18 protein-coding genes are annotated in these 17,149 nt (G+C 59.6%); 6 read left to right on the forward strand and 12 right to left on the reverse strand.

The window, feature by feature from the left end; genetic code table 11:
- Positions 1–14 precede the first annotated feature (14 nt).
- On the forward strand, positions 15–461 hold the full coding sequence (locus PSEBG33_RS27860; RefSeq protein ID WP_032803752.1) for a hypothetical protein: 447 nt from the start codon (positions 15–17) through the stop codon (positions 459–461).
- Between the two features lie 87 nt (positions 462–548).
- Here PSEBG33_RS27860 and PSEBG33_RS29865 read toward each other — a convergent pair whose 3' ends face one another.
- The 4 genes from PSEBG33_RS29865 to PSEBG33_RS00495 form a co-directional block, all read right to left on the reverse strand.
- Positions 549–1,532 (reverse strand): hypothetical protein, encoded by a 984-nt coding sequence (locus tag PSEBG33_RS29865; protein WP_005792520.1) that lies wholly within the window; start codon positions 1,530–1,532, stop codon positions 549–551.
- A 285-nt stretch (positions 1,533–1,817) separates the two neighbouring features.
- Positions 1,818–2,093, reverse strand: coding sequence for an HU family DNA-binding protein (locus PSEBG33_RS00505; RefSeq protein WP_003195589.1), 276 nt, complete (start codon positions 2,091–2,093; stop codon positions 1,818–1,820).
- 191 nt (positions 2,094–2,284) lie between these two features.
- The gene (locus PSEBG33_RS00500; RefSeq protein WP_005792521.1) at positions 2,285–3,433 is read right to left on the reverse strand and encodes an NAD(P)/FAD-dependent oxidoreductase; all 1,149 of its coding nucleotides are present in this window, start codon (positions 3,431–3,433) and stop codon (positions 2,285–2,287) included.
- 28 nt (positions 3,434–3,461) lie between these two features.
- On the reverse strand, positions 3,462–3,629 hold the full coding sequence (locus tag PSEBG33_RS00495; RefSeq protein ID WP_005792522.1) for a rubredoxin: 168 nt from the start codon (positions 3,627–3,629) through the stop codon (positions 3,462–3,464).
- A 195-nt stretch (positions 3,630–3,824) separates the two neighbouring features.
- Between PSEBG33_RS00495 and PSEBG33_RS00490 the strand changes: the two genes are divergently transcribed.
- The gene (locus tag PSEBG33_RS00490) at positions 3,825–4,388 is read left to right on the forward strand and encodes a chorismate--pyruvate lyase family protein (RefSeq protein WP_005792523.1); all 564 of its coding nucleotides are present in this window, start codon (positions 3,825–3,827) and stop codon (positions 4,386–4,388) included.
- The gene (ubiA, locus tag PSEBG33_RS00485) at positions 4,388–5,278 is read left to right on the forward strand and encodes a 4-hydroxybenzoate octaprenyltransferase (protein ID WP_005792524.1); all 891 of its coding nucleotides are present in this window, start codon (positions 4,388–4,390) and stop codon (positions 5,276–5,278) included. The genes PSEBG33_RS00490 and ubiA overlap by 1 nt, the downstream gene beginning before the upstream one ends.
- Positions 5,279–5,386: 108 nt before the next feature.
- On the opposite strand, the gene PSEBG33_RS00480 is transcribed toward ubiA, so the two are convergent.
- The gene (locus PSEBG33_RS00480; protein ID WP_005792525.1) at positions 5,387–5,764 is read right to left on the reverse strand and encodes a hypothetical protein; all 378 of its coding nucleotides are present in this window, start codon (positions 5,762–5,764) and stop codon (positions 5,387–5,389) included.
- Positions 5,765–5,918: 154 nt separating this feature from the next.
- Here PSEBG33_RS00480 and phoB point away from each other — a divergent pair, with 154 nt between their 5' ends.
- The 3 genes from phoB (at position 5,919) to PSEBG33_RS00465 (ending at position 9,525) form a co-directional block, all read left to right on the forward strand.
- Positions 5,919–6,608, forward strand: coding sequence for a phosphate regulon transcriptional regulator PhoB (phoB, locus tag PSEBG33_RS00475; protein ID WP_005792526.1), 690 nt, complete (start codon positions 5,919–5,921; stop codon positions 6,606–6,608).
- An 81-nt stretch (positions 6,609–6,689) separates the two neighbouring features.
- Entirely contained in the window at positions 6,690–7,976 is a 1,287-nt protein-coding gene (gene phoR, locus PSEBG33_RS00470; protein WP_232289441.1) for a phosphate regulon sensor histidine kinase PhoR, read from the forward strand.
- 208 nt (positions 7,977–8,184) lie between these two features.
- Entirely contained in the window at positions 8,185–9,525 is a 1,341-nt protein-coding gene (locus PSEBG33_RS00465; protein ID WP_005792528.1) for a hemolysin family protein, read from the forward strand.
- A gap of 62 nt (positions 9,526–9,587) precedes the next feature.
- On the opposite strand, the gene PSEBG33_RS00460 is transcribed toward PSEBG33_RS00465, so the two are convergent.
- From PSEBG33_RS00460 to PSEBG33_RS00430, 7 genes are all read right to left on the reverse strand, one after another.
- Positions 9,588–9,887, reverse strand: a complete 300-nt coding sequence (locus PSEBG33_RS00460) for a helix-turn-helix domain-containing protein (RefSeq protein WP_005792529.1) — start codon at positions 9,885–9,887, stop codon at positions 9,588–9,590.
- Positions 9,888–9,891: 4 nt separating this feature from the next.
- Positions 9,892–10,215, reverse strand: coding sequence for a type II toxin-antitoxin system RelE/ParE family toxin (locus PSEBG33_RS00455; protein WP_005792530.1), 324 nt, complete (start codon positions 10,213–10,215; stop codon positions 9,892–9,894).
- A 186-nt stretch (positions 10,216–10,401) separates the two neighbouring features.
- On the reverse strand, positions 10,402–11,301 hold the full coding sequence (locus PSEBG33_RS00450) for a response regulator (protein WP_005792531.1): 900 nt from the start codon (positions 11,299–11,301) through the stop codon (positions 10,402–10,404).
- A gap of 167 nt (positions 11,302–11,468) precedes the next feature.
- On the reverse strand, positions 11,469–12,230 hold the full coding sequence (gene phoU, locus PSEBG33_RS00445) for a phosphate signaling complex protein PhoU (protein WP_005792532.1): 762 nt from the start codon (positions 12,228–12,230) through the stop codon (positions 11,469–11,471).
- A gap of 70 nt (positions 12,231–12,300) precedes the next feature.
- Positions 12,301–13,134 (reverse strand): phosphate ABC transporter ATP-binding protein PstB, encoded by an 834-nt coding sequence (gene pstB / locus PSEBG33_RS00440; RefSeq protein ID WP_005792533.1) that lies wholly within the window; start codon positions 13,132–13,134, stop codon positions 12,301–12,303.
- 164 nt (positions 13,135–13,298) lie between these two features.
- Positions 13,299–14,969, reverse strand: coding sequence for a phosphate ABC transporter permease PstA (pstA, locus tag PSEBG33_RS00435; protein WP_005792534.1), 1,671 nt, complete (start codon positions 14,967–14,969; stop codon positions 13,299–13,301).
- A gap of 15 nt (positions 14,970–14,984) precedes the next feature.
- Complete coding sequence (locus PSEBG33_RS00430; RefSeq protein WP_198287296.1) at positions 14,985–17,018, reverse strand: ABC transporter permease subunit; 2,034 nt, start codon at positions 17,016–17,018, stop codon at positions 14,985–14,987.
- Between the last annotated feature and the right edge of the window lie 131 nt (positions 17,019–17,149).

Here is a 17,149-nt window from a genome sequence, read left to right on the forward strand (position 1 = left end):
CAGGAGCAGCAGATATGAGTGAGTTGACTGATTTTCACGTTTTCTGGGGCACGGCAATGACTGTCGCGGAAAAAAAATCTGCCTCGATGGAAGATGAAAGCGCAGAGGATTTTGCTCGCAAGCTTTACGAAGAATATGTAGCGCAAGGCGCACCGAAAAATAAAAAAAAATGGCTAACGGAGCGACTCGATAACGAATACCTTTGCATGAAGGATAAACCCGTATGGGTAGGCGAACCTGCCTGGCTGTATCATCAGGGGCACCCTATGGTCTTTTTGCATCAATTCCTGGTACCCCCTACAGCGCAGCACATCAAAGAAAGGATATCGCTAGGTGAGACTGTTTATGTATTTGGTGCAAAACACCTTGTTAAAAGGCCGACAGGGGATATATGGACCGATATCTATCGGATGGCTGTGCAAACTTACGAGGGGGAAACAACGTGGGAAATCTTCAAGTAACCTCAAGGTTTTATTTCACATAAAAAATCTAAAAAGAGGACGGGACGGATTTATTCAGCTAAATCCGCCCTCATTGCATTTACAAATCTAGTCAGCGTCAGCTTCGTTCTGCTTAAGTGTGACCAATGTTTTAATCATCTTATTCATAAACGCGTAGCGCTTTTCAACATTTTCCATACGCGCCTTGTCAGTCGGCGCCTCCGATGACTCAGACGCCTCATACGGGGTATAGATAAGCCCGTAACGCTTAGCGATGTCGGGCATTTGGCTTTCTATCGCGTCCATCCGCTTCTCAAGGTTGGTTAAACGCCCCTGTGTATCCGTTGGCGCGTCGGGGCTAGCTACCACAGCCTTCGCGTCTGGGCCTTCGTTGATGAAAATGATGCTGTTGGTCAGAGACTCAGTGTTTATTTCTGCGCCTGTAAGACGCGCCTGCATTTTTTGCTCCTCCGTCGCGGCAGGGTCTACGGTACCCGTCGTGCCGTCTGGTTTCTTTACTTCTGCTCCAGGCATCTTTGCCTGTGCTGCAACCCTTTCTTCCAGGCCTTTGGAAACGAAATGCTGCCCCACGGTAAAACCGCTATTGACCAAATTGCTGGTCCCTGACGTTAGAAGCGCATTACGTATAGTCATCGCGACTGACGGCGAAACCGGTGGGAAAGCGTTGTTCTGTTGCAAGCCGACAATGTCATTTCCAGTGTTACGTGCCGCCCCGGGACCGTTCGATCCTCCCGCTGGCTTTGGGGGCGTGGGTTTCGGCTTGGGCGCGGGAGGCGCGGGCTTAGGCTTGGGCTTGGACTCGGGTTTAGGTTTGGGCTTGGGTTTGGGCTTGAAGCTGATCCTTGGCGTGCCGAGTCTTTCAGCAGCACGTTTGCTTCGACTAACGAGTTCCTCAGGGGTCGCTTGAGGGTATTGAGCGCTCCCTTTGTTCTGACTGTAATCCGGTTTATCGTTTGAACTATTTGCCTCGGTACCCGTACTACCCGACGTCGACGGCGATTTGATCTCCGTCTTTTTTTGCTGGGTTAATGGCGTGAGCAATGGAACACGGGGCTGATCGAAGATTTGCATATATACACCTCTAAAAATTAGTTTAGAGCGCGCTCCCTGCTGTCTCATGCCGTATGTGTCAATCCGTACCGATGTAGTTCCATATCAACTATATAATTCGATTATTACTCAATAAAAACTCGCTACAACTCAGCTTCCACTTCGACCATTAATAATTCTGCAGGAGACAACTGCTTATATTCCCCACTGCCCTTTTTTCACCCCCAATAAAAATGGGCACCCGACCCAGTCGACGTGCCCATTTTCTTTACCGCCCCGTCTCCCTTCGAGACGGTACCGCTTAACTTACGGGTTGACGCTGTCTTTGAGCGACTTGCCCGGTTTGAACGCTACGGTGTTGCTTGCCTTGATCTTCACAGGCTCACCGGTTTGCGGGTTTTTGCCGGTGCGGGCGCCGCGGTGGCGTTGCAGGAAGGTGCCGAAACCCACCAGGGTGACGCTATCCTTGCGGTGCAGGGCGCCGGTGATTTCTTCGAGTACGGCGTTAAGGACGCGGTTGGCCTGCTCTTTGGTGAGGTCTGCTTTTTCAGCGATGGCGGCTGCAAGATCTGGTTTACGCATAAATGAAGCCTCTTTGACGGTTTTTTGTTGTTATGTCCGTGCTGCTCTCTGGTGGAGCAGCGCCCAAGGCGCCGCAGGCTCTACTCTGCGGCAGACGGGAGTGAGGATGGCACGCCCTCGCACGCTCCGCCAGTCTCCAGGCGACCTTTCTACAGGCGAAACGATGCTGATTCCGACAGAACGGCTGGCATTTACGCCAGCAATGGCGGAAGTTCTTTGTTCAGGGCCAGTTTTTCCATAACGGCGCTGCCGGTCAGCGCGTAACCCAGCAGGCGGCCGCTGGCATCGCGACACAGGGCCTTGATGTCGGCGCCCTGCCCTTCGACGCTCCACACACCTTCGGTGCCCCGTGGCGCAGGTGACACCACCAGCGGGCAGACCGGGGTTTTCACGGTGATCGGCATAGGCCCATAGCTCACCGCCGTGGCGTTGCCGGCCAAGGTTTGCGCCAGGGCACGGGCGCAACTCATCAGTGGCATCACGTACAGCAGGTTCAAACCGTCGACTTCGGCGCAGTCGCCCAGGGCGTAGATGTTGGCGTGGGACGTCTTGAGGTGACGGTCCACCATGATCCCGCGATTGATTTGCAGGCCGGCGGCGGCGGCCAGGTCTACACGAGGACGCAGGCCGATGGCGGACACCACTAGGTCACAGTGGATCACATCACCGTCCGACAGGTGCGCCTCAAGGCCATCAGCCGTGCGTTGCAGGCGATTGAGCACCGGGCCCAGGTGGAAACGCGCGCCGATGCCTTCCAGCCCGGCTTGCACCGCTGCAGCAGCCGCCGGGTGCAGCAGGGTCGGCATGACCTGCTCGCACGGCGCAACCAGATCGACTTCATAGCCGCCGAGGATCAGGTCGTTGGCAAATTCGCAGCCGATCAGGCCGGCGCCAAGCAACAACACGCGACGTTTGCCGGCAGCCGCGGCGCGAAAGCGCGCGTAGTCTTCCAGGTCGTTGATCGGAAAAATCAGTTCAGCCCCATCGCCTTCGACCGGTACACGCACGGTTTCTGCGCCCCAGGCCAGGACCAGGTCGCGGTAGGCCACCGCTTCCTCGCCGATCCACAGGCGCTTGTGGCCCGGGTCGATGCCGCTGATGCGTGTGTGGGTGCGCACTTGGGCCTTGAGTTGCTCAGCCATGGCGCCGGGTTCGGCCATGCTCAGGCCATCGGCTTCCTTGTTCTTGCCAAAGCCGGTGGAGAGCATGGGCTTGGAGTAGGAGCGCCCGTCATCCGCGGTGATCAGCAGCAATGGAGTCTCGCTGTCGAGCTTGCGAAACTCCCGGGCTACGTTGTAACCGGCCAATCCTGTGCCGATGATCACGACGGGTGCGTTCATTCCCTTCTCCTTGTAGTACGTTTCTTAATTAGATGATTTCGATCATTTCGAAATCCATTTTGCCCACACCGCAGTCCGGGCACAGCCAATCTGCGGGGACATCTTCCCACCGGGTGCCTGGTGCAATACCGTCATCCGGCCAGCCGTCCTCTTCGTTGTAGATCAAGCCACAGACGATACATTGCCACTTCTTCATTACGAGCTTCCTCAAGTCCAGGCATTTTGGCCGGCGGTCGATGGATCCAGCGTTGCCGCACAGCTCAGGGCGTTTTGTACTGATCGGGGCCGGCAGATGCAAGCACGATCGACGCAAACGGCCGGTTTGGCGCGGCAAAAGTTCAGGGTGCCATGGTAAGCTCGCCGCCTCTTTTGCTGCCAATACTGACTCACCGTGCCGCACTCAATCGCCCCTTCCGATGCTTGCCAATGGCTGACCCAGAGCCTTCTGAGTCCCTTGCCCACGCCCTTGACCCTCAACTGGCTGTTTGACGAAGGCTCGCTGACGCGACGGCTGACTTGGCTGTCCAACGAGGGTTTCAGCGTGACGCCGCTGTTCGAAGGCTGGCAGCCATTGCGCGACGATGAATGTGCCGCCCTGGGCCTGGCCCCGGCCAGCATCGGCTGGGTGCGCGAGGTGTACCTGCGTGGGCATGACCAGCCGTGGGTGTTTGCCCGCAGCGTGGCGGCACGCAGTGCCTTGCAGGGCGACGGGCTGCACATGGACGAGCTGGGCAGTCGCTCGCTGGGGGAGCTGTTGTTCTGCGACCGCGCCTTTACCCGCCAGGCCATCGAAGTGTGCCATTACCCTCGCCCATGGCTACCGGCAGCGGACCAGACCGACGGTTTGTGGGCGCGCCGCTCTCGCTTCGATCGCGGCGCGCTGAGCGTGCTGGTGGCAGAAGTCTTCCTGCCGGGTTTCTGGCACGCGCTGCATGACCATCCGGAGAACTGCTGATGTATCAACGTCTGCTCAAGTCCTTGAACCGCCTGAACCCCAGGGCCTGGGATTTCATTCAGTTGACGCGCATGGACAAGCCCATCGGCATCTACCTGTTGCTGTGGCCGACATTGTGGGCACTGTGGATCGCCGGCAAGGGTTCGCCGTCGCTGCTTAATATCGTGATTTTCGTGTTGGGCGTGGTGCTGACCCGCGCCGGTGGCTGCGTGATCAATGATTGGGCTGACCGCAAGGTCGATGGCCATGTGAAGCGCACCGAGCAACGCCCACTGGTGAGCGGCAAGATCAGCTCGAAAGAGGCATTGGTGTTTTTTGCCGTGCTGATGGGTGTCAGTTTCCTGCTGGTGCTGCTGACCAACGCCAGCACGATCCTGCTATCCCTGGGCGGCCTGGCGCTGGCGGCCAGCTACCCGTTCATGAAGCGCTACACCTACTACCCGCAGGTGGTGCTGGGCGCGGCGTTTTCCTGGGGGATGCCGATGGCGTTTACCGCCGAGACCGGCCATCTGCCCGCCACCGCGTGGTTGCTGTATATCGCCAACCTGTTGTGGACCGTGGGCTACGACACCTATTACGCCATGACCGACCGTGACGACGACTTGAAAATCGGGGTGAAATCCACCGCCATTCTGTTTGGCGATGCTGATCGTGTGATCATCCTCACGCTGCAAGGGCTGTCGCTGGTGTGTCTGTTGCTCGCCGGCGCGCGGTTCGAGCTGGGCGGCTGGTTCCACCTCGGCCTGCTGGGGGCAGCGGGCTGTTTTGCCTGGGAGTTCTGGTACACCCGTGATCGGGACCGTATGAAGTGCTTCAAGGCGTTTTTGCACAACCATTGGGCGGGGTTGGCGATTTTTGTCGGGATTGTTCTGGATTACGCGGTTCGGTAGTGCAGGACTGACGCCATCGGGGGCAAGCCCCCTCCCACATTTTGAAAGCATTCACAAATCAAGTGTGGGAGGGGGCTTGCCCCCGATGGATTCAGCAGCACCGCAGGCTTATGGCTTGATGATGTGCCAGGCGCCACCCTTGCCATCCCCGGTCTTGTCACCGGCTTTCTTGTCGTCCTTGTAGGTGTAGACAGGCTTGCCTTTGTAGGCCCACTGGCTGGTCTGGTCGTCGCGGGTGATCACCGTCCACTCACCGGTCTTGGTGTCGGTGGACTCTGCCTTCAGCGGTGGCCAGTTGGTCGCGCACTGGTCTTTGCACGCTGACTTGCCGTCGGCGTCCTTGTCGAAGGTGTAGAGCGTCATGCCCTTATGATCCACCAGCAGGCCACCTTGGACCATCGCCGGTTCTGCCGCGAACGCCAGGCCCGGCAGCGTCAACGCGGCCGTCACCAGCAGGGTTTTCCAGGAAACAGTGCTGTAAGTCATCGGAACCTTCCTTTTGTGGTTGTCAGGATTCGGACCCAAAGGGTAGTCCAGAGTGCCCTGAATTGCCCAAGCGACTAAATTACTGTCACACGACTGCAATAATTCCGTTATCTAATGCGGCGCAAGACAGTTAAATGACAAGAGGATTTTGAGCATGGTTGGCAGGAGCATTCTGATTGTTGACGACGAAGCGCCCATTCGCGAGATGATCGCCGTTGCGTTGGAAATGGCCGGCTATGACTGCCTGGAGGCGGAAAACTCCCAGCAGGCCCACGCCATTATCGTCGACCGCAAGCCGGACCTGATCCTGCTCGACTGGATGCTGCCCGGCACGTCCGGCATCGAGTTGGCCCGGCGCCTCAAGCGTGACGAACTGACCGGGGATATCCCGATCATCATGCTCACCGCCAAGGGTGAAGAGGACAACAAGATCCAGGGCCTGGAAGTGGGCGCTGATGACTACATCACCAAACCTTTTTCCCCTCGGGAGCTGGTGGCGCGCCTCAAAGCCGTATTGCGCCGTGCCGGCCCGACCGATGGCGAAGCGCCGATCGAAGTCGACGGCCTGATTCTGGACCCGATCAGCCACCGCGTGACCATCGACGGCAAACCCGCCGAGATGGGCCCGACCGAATACCGATTGCTGCAATTCTTCATGACCCACCAGGAGCGCGCCTACACCCGCGGCCAATTGCTGGACCAGGTGTGGGGCGGCAATGTGTATGTGGAGGAGCGCACCGTGGACGTGCATATCCGCCGCTTGCGCAAAGCCTTGGGCGACGCGTACGAGAATCTGGTACAAACCGTGCGCGGCACCGGCTATCGGTTTTCCACCAAAAGCTGAGCCAGCCCCTTCCTCCCTTAACAGCTGACAAGGACGCATGTTTAAGTGAACCAGAACTGGCATGGCACCCTGATCCGCCACATGCTTCTGTTGGTCACTGCTTGCCTGCTGGTCGGGCTGATCAGTGGCTATTACGGCTGGAGCCTGGCCGCCGGCATCGCGTTGTACCTGGGCTGGACCCTCAAACAATTGCTGCGCCTGCATGAATGGCTGCGCCAGCACAAACCCGACGAGGCGCCGCCCGATGGCTATGGCCTGTGGGGCGAGGTGTTCGACAGCATCTACCACCTGCAACGCCGCGACCAACGGGTACGCGGGCGCCTGCAAGCGGTGATCGACCGGGTGCAGGAATCCACCGCCGCACTCAAGGACGCGGTGATCATGCTCGACAGCGACGGCAACCTTGAATGGTGGAACCGCGCGGCCGAGACCCTGCTGGGCCTCAAGACGCCCCAGGACAGCGGCCAGCCGGTGACCAACCTGGTACGCCACCCGCGCTTCAAGGAATACTTCGAGCAGGACAACTACGAAGAGGCCCTGGAAATCCCCTCGCCCACCAATGACCGCGTCCGCATCCAGCTGTACCTGACGCGCTACGGCAACAACGAGCACCTGATGCTGGTGCGCGACGTCACCCGCATCCACCAGCTGGAACAGATGCGCAAGGACTTCGTCGCCAACGTCTCCCACGAGTTGCGCACGCCCTTGACGGTGATCTGCGGCTACCTGGAGACGCTGCTGGACAACGTCGACGAGATCAACCCGCGCTGGAGCCGCGCCCTGCAGCAGATGCAGCAGCAGGGCTCGCGCATGCAGACCCTGCTCAACGACTTGCTGCTTTTGGCCAAGCTTGAAGCCACCGATTACCCCTCGGATAACCACCCGGTGGCAGTGCAAAGCCTGCTGCACACCATAAAGAATGACGCCCAGGCGCTCTCCGGTGAACGCGGCCAGCAGATCACCCTGGAAGCCGACCCAACGGTGCTGCTCAAGGGCAGTGAGGGCGAGTTACGCAGCGCGTTCTCCAATTTGGTGTTCAACGCGGTGAAGTACACCCAGGACAAGGGCAATATTCGTATTCGCTGGTGGGCCGACGAACAGGGCGCGCACCTGAGCGTGCAGGACTCGGGTATCGGCATCGACGCCAAGCACCTGCCGCGCCTCACCGAACGCTTCTACCGCGTTGACTCCAGCCGCAACTCCAACACCGGCGGCACGGGGCTCGGCCTGGCCATCGTCAAGCATGTGTTGTTGCGCCATCGGGCACGCCTGGAAATCAGCAGCGTGCTGGGGCATGGCAGTACGTTTACCTGCCATTTTCCAACAACGCAGGTGACGCGTTCGCCAGTGATCGACAATGATGAATAACTCAAATACAGCACAAATCTAAATGTGGGAGGGGGCAAGCCCCCTCCCACATTGGATTTGTATGCTTTTGGAGAACAGGTTCCTTGCCCCGCCCGGCAGCGGGCACTAGGCAAGCGCCCCGTCAGCCGCTACATTGGCCGACTTGCGCCTGCCTTTCAGGCTCACCTGTCATCCCTTATTGAACACACGGAACCTGCAAAACCCCATCATGGACCCTTCCCCTGGCATTACCCTCGCTACACTCTTCGCCGATTTCGGCATGATTCTTTTTGCACTGATCCTGGTACTGCTCAACGGTTTCTTCGTTGCGGCGGAATTTGCCATGGTCAAACTGCGCGCCACGCGGGTCGAGGCCATCGCCCACAAGAACGGCTGGCGCGGGCAGATCCTGCGCACCGTACACAGCCAGCTCGACGCCTACCTGTCGGCCTGTCAGCTGGGTATCACCCTGGCGTCCCTGGGCCTGGGCTGGGTCGGTGAACCGGCCTTTGCGCACATCCTCGAGCCAATGCTGGGCGCGATCGGCGTGCAGTCGCCGGAAGTGATCAAGGGCGTGTCGTTCTTTGCCGCCTTCTTCGTGATTTCCTACCTGCACATCGTGGTCGGCGAGCTGGCGCCCAAATCCTGGGCGATTCGCAAGCCCGAGTTGCTGTCGCTGTGGACCGCGGTGCCGCTGTACCTGTTCTACTGGGCGATGTACCCGGCCATCTACCTGCTCAACGCCAGCGCCAACGCCATCCTGCGCATCGCAGGCCAAGGCGAGCCTGGCCCGCACCATGAGCACCATTACAGCCGCGAAGAACTCAAACTGATCCTGCACTCCAGCCGTGGCCAGGACCCGAGCGACCAAGGTATGCGCGTACTGGCCTCTGCGGTGGAAATGGGCGAGCTGGAAGTGGTGGACTGGGCCAACTCCCGCGAAGACCTGGTGACCCTGGACTTCAACGCCCCGCTCAAAGAGATTCTTGCGCTGTTCCGTCGCCACAAATTCAGCCGGTACCCGGTGTATGACGCGGTGCGCAATGAGTTCGTGGGCCTGTTGCACATCAAGGATCTGCTGCTGGAACTGGCCGCCCTGGACCATATTCCCGAATCCTTCAACCTGGCCGAACTGACCCGCCCGCTTGAACGCGTCTCGCGGCACATGCCGTTGTCGCAACTGCTGGAGCAGTTCCGCAAAGGCGGCGCGCACTTCGCCCTGGTGGAGGAAGCCGACGGCAAGATCATCGGCTACCTGACCATGGAAGACGTGCTGGAAGTACTGGTGGGCGATATCCAGGATGAACACCGCAAGGCCGAACGCGGCATCCTCGCCTACCAGCCCGGCAAATTGCTGGTACGTGGTGACACGCCGTTGTTCAAGGTGGAACGCCTGTTGGGCGTCGACCTGGACCACATCGAAGCCGAAACCCTGGCCGGCCTGATCTACGACACCCTCAAGCGCGTGCCGGAAGAAGAGGAAGTGCTGGAAGTGGAAGGCTTGCGGATCATCATCAAGAAGATGAAAGGGCCGAAGATAGTACTGGCCAAGGTCTTGCTGCTGGACTGACCTTCGATTGCCCAATGCAAAATTGGGCAATATCCCAAGCGTCGTGACGACCTAAACGATCGTCACGCAGGCAGCGCGTTGAAACAGATATCCACATTCATCTGCGCCGCGGCCGACAGATTGACTAACGCATCAAGAGAACACTTGTCGATCTTGCCATTGAGTACGTCGTTCAGGCGAGGCTGGCTGATACCCAGCCTTAGCGCCGCATCCTTCTGGGACAGCTCCCAGCTACGAATGGTGTTGCACAACTCCAACAGCAACTTTGAGCGTAGGCGCATATTGGCGGCTTGCGCTGGCGTGTCCTCCAGAGCATCCCACACAGAGTTGAAACGTTCGGTATGTAACTTTTGATTTGTCATGGGCTTAACCTAATTCCTGCAATCTGGCACGCGCCAATTCGATATCCCGCCCTTCGGTTTTCCGTGTGGTCTTGCGCAACGCGTGCAGCACATAGACAGCTTCCGGCCGATTGACCACGTAGAACACTCGAAACGCACCCGACTCTTCAGTGATCCGAATCTCATTGACGCCCCTTCCGATCGTTTTCATCGGCTTGCAATCGAAGGGCTGCTCACCCTGTTGCAACAGATCCAACTGAAAACCGGCTGCCCTTCGGGCGTCGAGAGGAAAATCCTTGAGATCCTTGAGCGAGCTTCCTAGAAACACCACATCCTTGTGCCTTGGCATTGATTTCTCCTTTCCTGGAAAGAAAAAGCGTAATCGACGACTCAACCAAAGGCGGTGCAGCTTTGTTTCAAGGCATAGCAAAGGCTCGACAACACTGAAGCGTTATCGAGAGCCTATATCGGAACAGATATAAATCAAGCCATCTAGCAGGAATCAGACAACCGGTCGGTTGCTTGATTCAGGCCATCAGGCACCCGGCACAAAATGCTTCTGCGCCGTGCCGCGGGCGATCAGGCGTGAGATGTAGTCCAGCTTCTGCGCATCCTGGTCGATAAAGCGAAAGGTCAGTTGCAACCAGTCGCTGTCGGGCCTGGGCTCGTAGGCGACGATGGCATGCAGGTAGCCGTTGAGGCGTGCGACTTCGGCATTGTCGCCCTGCTCAAGGTCGAGCACGGCGCTTTCCAGTACCTGAGGCAGGACGTCGCCGCGCTTTACCACCAGCAACGCTTCCTTGATGCTCAGGGCCTTGATCACGCATTGCTGAGTGCCACTGGAGAGGCGCAACTGGCCCTGACCGCGACTGCCAGCCGGCGCCGCTGCTGCCGGGGCCTTCACGGGTGGGGTGTTGAGCAGACCTTTACTGGGCGCCGCCACCGGAGCCGGCTTGACCGCTTCGGGTCTGCCGCCGGTCAGGGCGCTCAGGGAGTCGTTGCCGAAGGCCGAGTTCATCTTGGTCGGCGCGCTGGCGATCAGTGCGTCGAGGCGGCCGATCTTGTGCAGGGCCTGCTTGACCTTGTTCAGCAGTTGCTCGTTGGTGAACGGTTTGCTGACATAGCCGGAAACGCCGGCCTGGATCGCCTGAACCACGTTTTCCTTATCGCCACGGCTGGTCACCATCACGAACGGCATGGCCTTCAGATGCGCTTGCTCGCGGCACCAGGTCAAGAGCTCAAGACCGGACATCTCAGGCATTTCCCAGTCACACAGCACCAGGTCGAAGGTTTCGCGCATCAGGATGGATTGCGCCTTTTTGCCGTTCACCGCATCTTCGATCTTGATTCCGGGGAAGTAATTGCGCAGGCACTTCTTCACCAGGTCGCGAATAAACGAGGCGTCATCCACCACCAATACACTGACTTTGCTCATCGACCCTTCATCCTATAAAAACCTCGGCTGGCAGTACGCCTGACTGATGGCATTTTGCCAAAACCTTGCAGTCACGTTCGGACTTTATTCGCCGCCCGCGCAAAAAATTCAGCTGCCACAAACGAAAACGCCCGGCCAATGGCCGGGCGTTAATTTCACGGGCAACCTTACTTATCGTCAGATTCGCCTGGAACATTAGGCGTTTGATCGGCGGAGCCCTCAACTTCGGCCTTCATGCGCTTGAGGCCCATGTGCCGAACGTCGGTACCGCGCACCAGGTAGATCACCAGTTCCGAGATATTACGCGCGTGATCGCCGATCCGCTCCAGGGAGCGCAGCACCCAGATAATGCTCAAGACCCGCGAGATAGAGCGTGGATCTTCCATCATGTAGGTGGCCAGCTCACGCAAGGCGGTCTTGTACTCGCGGTCGATGACCTTGTCGTACTGAGCCACCGACAACGCCAGGTCTGCATCGAAACGCGCAAACGCGTCGAGGGCATCGCGCACCATGTTGCGCACCTGGTCGCCGATATGGCGCACTTCCACGTAACCGCGTGGCGCTTCACCTTCTTCGCACAGTTGGATGGCACGGCGGGCGATCTTGGTGGCTTCGTCGCCAATGCGCTCCAGGTCGATCACCGACTTGGAGATGCTGATGATCAAACGCAAGTCCGAGGCCGCCGGCTGGCGACGGGCAAGAATGCGCAGGCACTCTTCATCGATATTGCGTTCCATCTGGTTGATCTGGTCATCGATCTCGCGCACCTGCTGGGCCAGGCCCGAGTCGGCCTCGATCAGCGCGGTGACGGCATCGTTGACTTGCTTCTCCACCAACCCGCCCATCGCCAGGAGGTGGCTGCGCACTTCCTCAAGCTCGGCGTTGAACTGCGCGGAGATGTGATGGGTAAGGCCTTCTTTGCTAATCATGTTGGCGTCCTTGGAGCGTCCGGTAAGGTGCGGAGAACCGCAGCGTCAGTGCAATCAGAACCACAGCTTCCTAGCCGTAGCGACCGGTGATGTAGTCTTCGGTCTGCTTCTTCGCCGGATTGGTGAACAGGGTATCGGTATCGCCGAACTCCACCAGCTTGCCCATGTACATGAACGCGGTGTAGTCCGAAACCCGCGCCGCCTGTTGCATGTTGTGGGTCACGATAACGATGGTGAACTTGGACTTGAGCTCGTAGATCAGCTCTTCGACTTTCAGGGTCGAGATCGGGTCGAGCGCCGAGCACGGTTCGTCGAGCAGCAGCACTTCCGGCTCTACGGCGATGGTACGGGCGATCACCAGACGCTGCTGCTGGCCGCCGGACAAGCCAAGTGCCGACTCGTGCAGACGGTCCTTGACCTCGTCCCACAACGCGGCGCCCTTGAGAGCCCATTCAACCGCTTCGTCGAGAACGCGCTTCTTGTTGATGCCCTGGATGCGCAGGCCATAGACCACGTTCTCATAAATGGTCTTGGGGAACGGGTTGGGCTTCTGGAACACCATGCCCACCCGGCGTCGCAACTCGGCCACGTCTTCACCCTTGCGGTAAATATTGGTGCCGTAGAGATTGATCGCGCCTTCCACACGGCAACCGTCCACCAGGTCATTCATACGGTTGAAGGTGCGCAGCAATGTCGACTTGCCGCAGCCGGACGGGCCGATAAAGGCGGTCACGCGCTGCTTGGGGATGTTCATGCTGACGTCGAACAGCGCTTGTTTTTCGCCGTAGTACAGGCTCAGGCCCGGGACTTCGATGGCCACGGTTTCCTGGGCCAGGCTCAGGCTCTGTTTGTCGCGACCCAGGGCAGACATGTTGATGCCGTGAGGTTGGTTTTCGTGTTGCATGGGATGCTCCCTGTGCTACCAATTCGTTTCGTTGAACCGCCGGGGCGGCTTACTCAAATTCTGTGTCTGTGGGAGCTGGCTTGCCTGCGATGGCATCACTGCGGTCTGACTGATACACCGCGTCGTCTGCATCGCAGGCAAGCCAGCTCCCACATTGGACCGTGTCAGCTATCCAGCGCCTTGTATTTTTCGCGCAGGTGGTTACGAATCCACACCGCCGACAGGTTGAGCGTGGCGATCACCAGCACCAGCAGCAACGCGGTGGCGTACACCAGCGGCCGTGCGGCTTCGACGTTGGGGCTCTGGAAGCCGACGTCATAAATATGGAAGCCCAGGTGCATGATCTTCTGGTCCAGGTGCAGGTACGGATAGTTGCCGTCCAGCGGCAGCGACGGCGCCAGCTTCACTACCCCCACCAGCATCAGCGGCGCCACTTCGCCGGCGGCGCGGGCCACGGCGAGGATCATGCCGGTCATCATGGCCGGGCTGGCCATCGGCAGCACGATCTTCCATAGCGTTTCCGCCTTGGTCGCGCCCAGTGCCAGGGAGCCTTCACGCACCGTGCGAGGGATCCGCGCAAGGCCTTCTTCTGTGGCCACGATCACCACCGGCACCGCCAGTAGCGCCAGGGTCAGAGAGGCCCAGAGCAGGCCCGGAGTACCGAAGGTCGGCGCCGGCAAGGCTTCGGCGAAGAACAGGCGGTCAACCGAACCACCCAGTACATAGACGAAGAAGCCCAGGCCGAATACGCCGTAGACGATGGCCGGTACGCCCGCCAGGTTGTTCACGGCGATACGGATGATCCGCGTCAGGGTGTTCTGCTTGGCGTACTCACGCAGGTACACCGCCGCCAGCACGCCAAACGGGGTGACGATCATCGCCATGATCAGGGTCATCATCACGGTGCCGAAGATGGCCGGGAAGATCCCGCCTTCGGTGTTGGCTTCCCGTGGGTCATCGCTGAGAAACTCCCAGACCTTGCTGAAGTAGAAGCCGATCTTGGTCAGGGTGCCCATGGCGTTCGGCTGGTAGGCGTGCACCACTTTGCCGATGCCGATTTCCACTTCCTTGCCGTTGCCGTCGCGGGCGGTCAGGGCATCGCGGTTGAACTGGGCGTGCAGGTCGGCCAGGCGCGCTTCGATATCTTGATAGCGGGCGTTGAGTTCGGCGCGGTCGGCGTCCATATCGGCCTGGGCGGCGGCATCGAGCTTACCTTCCAGTTCCAGTTTGCGCCCGTGCAGGCGGATGCGTTCCAGGCCGGCGTTGATCGCACCGATATCGGTTTTTTCCAGGGTCTTGAGCTGGGCGGCGAGCTTGTTGACACGGTCCACGCGAGCTTGCAGCTCTGGCCATGCGGCCTCGCCTTCAGCGATGACCTTGCCGTCCTGCTTGACGTTGACCAGGGTGCCGTAGAAGTTGCCCCACTCACGACGCTCAATGGTCATCAGGTTGGCCGGCTTGGTCTGGTCCTTCAACCATTCGCCGACGATCCAGGTGAAGTCGTTGCCGTTCAAGTCGCGGTTGCCGACCTTGATCAGCTCGCGGGTCATGAATTCCGGGCCCTGGTCCGGCACCGGCAGGCCCGCGCTCTTGAGGCGCTCACGCGGCACTTCTTCTTTCTGTACCACTTCGCCGATGACGATATGGTTGGCCTGGCCCGGCACGTTGTAGTTGGCCTGGATCAGGTCGGCCGGCCAGAAGTGGCCCAGACCACGCACGGCAATCACAGCCAGCAAACCAATGGTCATGATGACCGCGATGGACACCGCGCCACCGCTGATCCAGACGCCTGGGGCGCCGCTCTTGAACCATCCATTCAGGGAGTTCTGTTTCACAGACTTCTACCTTTCTTAAAGCGACGAGTATTTCTTGCGCAGACGCTGACGAATCAGCTCGGCGAGGGTGTTCATGATGAACGTGAACAACAGCAGCACCAGCGCCGAGAGGAACAGCACGCGGTAGTGGCTGCCACCGACTTCCGACTCGGGCATTTCCACCGCGACGTTGGCCGCCAGGGTGCGCAGGCCCTCGAACAGGTTCATCTCCATCACCGGGGTGTTACCGGTGGCCATCAGCACGATCATGGTTTCACCCACGGCACGGCCCATGCCGATCATCAGCGCCGAGAAAATCCCCGGGCTGGCGGTCAGGATCACCACACGGGTCATGGTCTGCCAGGGCGTGGCGCCCAGGGCCAGGGAGCCCAGGGTCAGGCCGCGGGGTACGCTGAACACGGCGTCTTCGGCGATCGAGTAGATGTTCGGGATCACCGCAAAACCCATGGCCAGGCCAACCACCAGGGCGTTGCGCTGGTCGTAGGTGATCCCCAGGTCATGGGAGATCCACATGCGCATGTCGCCGCCAAAGAACCAGGTTTCCAGGTACGGGCTCATGTACAGCGAGAGCCAGCCCACGAACAGGATCACCGGGATCAGGATCGCGCTTTCCCAGCCGTCCGGCACCCGCAGGCGAATCGATTCGGGCAAGCGGCTGAACACAAAACCGGCGACCAGGATGCCAATCGGCAACAGCATCAGCAGGCTGAAAATCCCCGGTAGATGCCCTTCCACGTACGGCGCCAGGAACAGGCCGGCGAAGAAGCCGAGGATCACGGTCGGCATGGCTTCCATCAGCTCGATCACTGGCTTGACCTTGCGGCGCAGGCTCGGGGCCATGAAGTACGCGGTGTAGATCGCGGCGGCAACCGCCAGTGGCGCGGCCAGCAGCATGGCGTAGAACGCAGCCTTCAACGTGCCGAAGGTCAGCGGGGCCAGGCTCATCTTGGGTTCGAAGTCGGTGTTGGCGGCGGTGGACTGCCAGACGTATTTAGGCTCGTCGTAGTTCTCGTACCAGACCTTGCTCCACAACGCGCTCCACGAGACTTCCGGGTGCGGGTTGTCGAGCAGCAACGGTTGCAGCTTGCCGCCGGCCTCGACGATCACACGGTTGGCCCGTGGCGACATGCCGAATAGGCCCTGGCCGTCGACCACCGGGTCCACCAGCAGGGTACGGTGGGCGGTGCTGTGGAACACGCCGAACTTACCCGAGGCGTCGAGCGCGGTGAAACCTTTGCGGCGCTCTTCAGCACTGATTTCGACAATGGGCGCAGTGCCCATCTGGAAGGTGCGGATCTGTTTCAGGCGTTGCTCGCCATCCGGGTCACGGGCCATGAACCACTGGGCCAGGCCGCCCTTGGAGTTGCCGACGATCAGCGAGATACCGCCCACCAGCTGAGTGCTGGCGGTGACTTCGGCTGCGCCGTCTTCCAGGAGTTTGTAGCGACCGTTGAGGCTGTTGTCGCGCAGGCTGAACACGTCGGCCAGGGCGCGACCGTTGATCACGTAAAGCCATTGCTGGCGTGGGTCGACAAAGATGGCTTTCACAGGCTCGGTCATCTGCGGCAGCTCGATGCGCTTCTGCTCGCTGGTGACTTCACCGGTCATCATGTTTTCCTCGCGGCTCAACGACAGCACGTTCAGGTGCGAACCGGCCGAGCCGGCCACCACCAGGGTGGAGTCGGTGGCGTTGAGGGCGACGTGTTCCAGTGGTCGTCCGGCGTCATCCAACACAATCGGCGTTTCGCCGTAGGGGTATTCGATCGCCGGGGTGATGGTCTTCTTGCCATCCGGGTACGACACCTTGTAGGTGTGGCGGAACACCAGGGACTGGCCATTGGACAAACCAAGGATAACCAGCGGGCTTCCCGGCTGGTCTTCACCAATAGAAGCAACGCTGGCACCGGCCGGAAGCGGCAAGTCGACACGCTTGAGCTCAGCGCCGGAGTCCACTTCAAAAAACAGCGCCTGGCCCTTGTCGGAAACCCGCATGGCAACCTGGTTCTGTTCTTCAAGGGAGATCATCAACGGCTTGCCGGCGTCCTGCATCCAGGCGGGTGTCAGCGCGTCTTCCCTGGTCAACGAGGCGCCCTGGAACAGAGGTGCAACGACGTAGGCGAGGAAGAAGAAGATCAGGGTGATGGCGCCGAGGACGGCGAGGCCACCGACCAGCACGTACC

Source organism: Pseudomonas synxantha BG33R (assembly GCF_000263715.2).
In the GTDB taxonomy this organism is placed as follows: Bacteria; Pseudomonadota; Gammaproteobacteria; order Pseudomonadales; family Pseudomonadaceae; genus Aquipseudomonas; species Aquipseudomonas synxantha_A.

Coding starts and splice junctions, on each gene's coding strand:
- ubiA (WP_005792524.1), top strand. CDS start 4,388: ATGTATCAACGTCTGCTCAAGTCCTTGAACCGCCTGAACCCCAGGGCC.
- pstB (WP_005792533.1), bottom strand. CDS start 13,134: ATGCAACACGAAAACCAACCTCACGGCATCAACATGTCTGCCCTGGGT.
- phoR (WP_232289441.1), top strand. CDS start 6,690: ATGCTTCTGTTGGTCACTGCTTGCCTGCTGGTCGGGCTGATCAGTGGC.
- PSEBG33_RS00465 (WP_005792528.1), top strand. CDS start 8,185: ATGGACCCTTCCCCTGGCATTACCCTCGCTACACTCTTCGCCGATTTC.
- PSEBG33_RS00460 (WP_005792529.1), bottom strand. CDS start 9,887: ATGACAAATCAAAAGTTACATACCGAACGTTTCAACTCTGTGTGGGAT.
- PSEBG33_RS00430 (WP_198287296.1), bottom strand. CDS start 17,018: ATGCAGGACGCCGGCAAGCCGTTGATGATCTCCCTTGAAGAACAGAAC.
- PSEBG33_RS00480 (WP_005792525.1), bottom strand. CDS start 5,764: ATGACTTACAGCACTGTTTCCTGGAAAACCCTGCTGGTGACGGCCGCG.
- PSEBG33_RS00450 (WP_005792531.1), bottom strand. CDS start 11,301: ATGAGCAAAGTCAGTGTATTGGTGGTGGATGACGCCTCGTTTATTCGC.
- PSEBG33_RS00455 (WP_005792530.1), bottom strand. CDS start 10,215: ATGCCAAGGCACAAGGATGTGGTGTTTCTAGGAAGCTCGCTCAAGGAT.
- PSEBG33_RS00495 (WP_005792522.1), bottom strand. CDS start 3,629: ATGAAGAAGTGGCAATGTATCGTCTGTGGCTTGATCTACAACGAAGAG.
- phoB (WP_005792526.1), top strand. CDS start 5,919: ATGGTTGGCAGGAGCATTCTGATTGTTGACGACGAAGCGCCCATTCGC.
- PSEBG33_RS27860 (WP_032803752.1), top strand. CDS start 15: ATGAGTGAGTTGACTGATTTTCACGTTTTCTGGGGCACGGCAATGACT.
- PSEBG33_RS29865 (WP_005792520.1), bottom strand. CDS start 1,532: ATGCAAATCTTCGATCAGCCCCGTGTTCCATTGCTCACGCCATTAACC.
- PSEBG33_RS00500 (WP_005792521.1), bottom strand. CDS start 3,433: ATGAACGCACCCGTCGTGATCATCGGCACAGGATTGGCCGGTTACAAC.
- phoU (WP_005792532.1), bottom strand. CDS start 12,230: ATGATTAGCAAAGAAGGCCTTACCCATCACATCTCCGCGCAGTTCAAC.
- PSEBG33_RS00505 (WP_003195589.1), bottom strand. CDS start 2,093: ATGCGTAAACCAGATCTTGCAGCCGCCATCGCTGAAAAAGCAGACCTC.